We start from the raw sequence: 3,084 nt of genomic DNA on the forward strand, positions 1-3,084 counted from the left end.
GCCCGGGAGACCGACCTCCCGGGCCACCGCCCTGCCGCATGTACGGCCCGCCCCCGGCGCCTACCGCCGCGGCACGGCCTCGTTGCTCGCCGCGTCGACCACCGGCCGGTCGCCCAGCGGCGCCTCCAGCGTCACCTTCACCGTGATCTCCTTGGCGACCAGGATGCAGACCCGGTCCGGGTCCGTCTTCTCGTCGATCCGCACCCGCACCTGCCGCGGGTCCTCGACCGCGTGCGCCGTGTACGTGCTGCACACCCCGCCCCAGAAGGTCACCGCCAGCGTCCGCCCGTCCGGCTCGACCGTGAACGAGTCGATCCGCCGCACCGGCGCCGTGCCCTCGGAGGGATCCGGCGTGGGCTGCGGGGACGGCGTGGGCGGCACCAGATACTCCGGCGCCACCGCCGTCGAGGTCACCGTGTACGGCGCCGCGTCCGCCGGATCGGCCGTGAACAGCCACGTCGGTACGAGCATCCGCCCGTCCGCGGTGTCCGTGGCGGCAAGCCCGAGCACGGCCCCCGTCACCGGCACCTCGCGCGGCGGCGCCATGTCCACGATGGTCTGGCAGGGCGCGTCCTTCCCCGACCCGCCGTCCGGCTCCGTCGCCGGCGGGTCCGTGGCGCAGCCGCCGATCCCGATCGGTCCCGTGCCCTTCGACTCCTCGTTCAGCCGCGCCAGCGCCTTCTCCGCCGACACCACCGGGTACGTCTCGCCCTTCGCCGGCTCCTTCAGCGTCCCGCTGCCCGCGACCGGCCGCCCGTCCGGACCGATGTGCAGCCCCGTCGACCAGCCGTACGTCGGCAGCCCGCCGACCACCGGATCGGCGTTCACCACCCGCACCGAGCCGTTCATCACCTGCGTCGCCGACACCTTGGCGTCGTCCTGCCCCAGCACCTTCAGCACCGGGGCCGCCGCCGCCCGCGCCGCCGCCTCGCTCACCGGGGAGCCCCCGGCCGGCGGCCTCGCCTCGCCCGGCGGCGGGCACTCCTTGCCCTTCAGACAGGTGTCGCCCACCGGACCGCCGTCGTACCAGGAGTACGTCCAGTTCCCCGGCGCCTGCCGCGCGACGTCGAGGCGCGGCCCCCGACCGTCCTTCTCGGGCCGGATCGTCCACACGTCGCCGACCAGCGACGGACGCCCCTCGACCCCGAGAACGGCGGCCAGCCTGGCCACCTCCTCCGAGGTGACCAGGCCCTCCGGCCGGTGGACCGCGGCCGACGAGGGCCCTTGGGGGAGTGGGCCCTCGGCTCTGTAGACCGTCCCGTTCGGGCCGCCGCCCGGGTCGGGTTCGCCCGGCGCGATCCCCGCGTCCGGGCCCGTACCGCCGCTCCCGCCCCCGAGCCGCAGGGGCGGCGGCGCGGGTGCGCCCGCGGCCCGCGAGACGGCGTCCGCCCCCTCGTCACCCGAGGCGGTCAGATACAACCCGCCGCCACCGGCCAGCAGCACACCCGCCGCCACCGTGGCGACGAGCGCGGTCCGCCGGCCGTGTCCGCTCTCCGTACCGCTCACCGCAACGCTCCCTCGTGTCGATCGGACACCGGTGGGACGGGGCGGGGGCGCGGTCGGTTCCGTCCGTCAGCCGCCGTACTCGGCGGTGGCGGCGATCAGCCGCGCCGAGGCGTCCGGGACGACCACCCCGTGGATCGAGGCGGGGGAGACCGGGGCGGGCGCCGGATCGGCCGGCGCCACCCAGTGCGGGACCATCCGGGCACTGGCCCCGCGCAGCTCGGCGAGGCTCAGTTCGGACTCGTGTCGCTCGCGGGGAGCGGGGTACGTGGTCATGGGCGCACCGTATGCACCACCAGCCTCCGGAGAAAAGCCCTACTCTGGGGTAGTTTCCACTGTTCGGCAGCGACCCCGTCACCGGATACCGTGGATAGTCATCAACCTCCACCCGCAGGAGCGCCCAGCCGTGCGTATCGCAGTCACCGGCTCCATCGCCACCGACCACCTCATGACCTTCCCCGGCCGGTTCGCCGACCAGCTGGTGGCCGACCAGCTCCACACGGTGTCCCTCTCCTTCCTCGTGGACAACCTCGACGTCCGCCGCGGCGGCGTCGGCCCCAACATCTGCTTCGGCATGGGCCAGCTCGGCGGCAACCCGATCCTCGTCGGCGCGGCCGGCTACGACTTCGACGAGTACCGCGCCTGGCTCGACCGCCACGGCGTCGACACCGGCTCGGTCCGCATCTCCGAGGTCCTGCACACCGCGCGCTTCGTCTGCACCACGGACAAGGACCACAACCAGATCGGGTCCTTCTACACCGGCGCCATGAGCGAGGCCCGCCTCATCGAGCTCAAGGCCGTCGCCGACCGCGTCGGAGGCCTCGACCTCGTCCTCATCGGCGCCGACGACCCCGAGGCGATGCTCCGCCACACGGAGGAGTGCAAGGCCCGGGAGATCCCCTTCGCCGCCGACTTCTCCCAGCAGATCGCGCGCATGGACGGCGAGGAGATCCGTCTCCTCCTCGACGGCGCCACCTACCTCTTCTCCAACGAGTACGAGAAGGGCCTCATCGAGTCGAAGACCGGCTGGACCGACGAGGAGATCCTGTCCCGCGTCGGCCACCGCGTCACCACGCTCGGCTCGCGCGGCGTCCGCATCGAGCGCGCGGGCGAGCCGTCGATCGAGGTCGCCTGCCCCGAGGAGGAGGCCAAGGTCGACCCCACCGGCGTCGGCGACGCCTTCCGCGCGGGCTTCCTCACGGGCCTCTCGTGGGGCGTCGGCCTGGAGCGGGCGGCGCAGGTCGGCTGCATGCTGGCGACGCTGGTCATCGAGACGCTGGGCACCCAGGAGTACACGCTGCGGCGCGCCAACTTCATGGACCGCTTCACCAAGGCGTACGGCGAAGAAGCCGCCACCCAGGTCCACACCCACCTCTCCTGACCCACCTCCCGGACGGCACCCGTTCCCCACACCTCCGCGTGGGCACGCGTTCCACGGGGCGGCGCCCACCCTCCCGTCCGGCTTCCGCGCCGCGCTCGGCTTATGGGGCGGCGCCGCTGGCTGGTCCTCCGTGTGGGCAGGCGTTCCGCAGGGCGGAACGGGTGGGCACACGGAACGGCGCCCGTCCGCCGGGCCTAGGC

3 protein-coding genes are annotated in these 3,084 nt (G+C 74.1%); 1 reads left to right on the forward strand and 2 read right to left on the reverse strand.

The window, feature by feature from the left end:
- Positions 1–60: 60 nt before the first annotated feature.
- Positions 61–1,506 (reverse strand): hypothetical protein, encoded by a 1,446-nt coding sequence (locus ACFW1I_RS38215; protein WP_384678739.1) that lies wholly within the window; start codon positions 1,504–1,506, stop codon positions 61–63.
- 66 nt (positions 1,507–1,572) lie between these two features.
- A complete protein-coding gene (locus ACFW1I_RS38220) occupies positions 1,573–1,779 on the reverse strand; it encodes a hypothetical protein (protein ID WP_384678742.1) in 207 nt (68 codons plus the stop codon).
- A 130-nt stretch (positions 1,780–1,909) separates the two neighbouring features.
- On the opposite strand from ACFW1I_RS38220, the gene ACFW1I_RS38225 reads away from it, so the two are divergent.
- Positions 1,910–2,884, forward strand: coding sequence for a carbohydrate kinase family protein (locus ACFW1I_RS38225; RefSeq protein WP_384678745.1), 975 nt, complete (start codon positions 1,910–1,912; stop codon positions 2,882–2,884).
- Positions 2,885–3,084 lie beyond the last annotated feature (200 nt).

The sequence above is a fragment of the Streptomyces sp. NPDC058955 genome, assembly GCF_042741435.1.
Lineage (GTDB): Bacteria > Actinomycetota > Actinomycetes > Streptomycetales > Streptomycetaceae > Streptomyces.

Coding starts and splice junctions, on each gene's coding strand:
- ACFW1I_RS38220 (WP_384678742.1), bottom strand. CDS start 1,779: ATGACCACGTACCCCGCTCCCCGCGAGCGACACGAGTCCGAACTGAGC.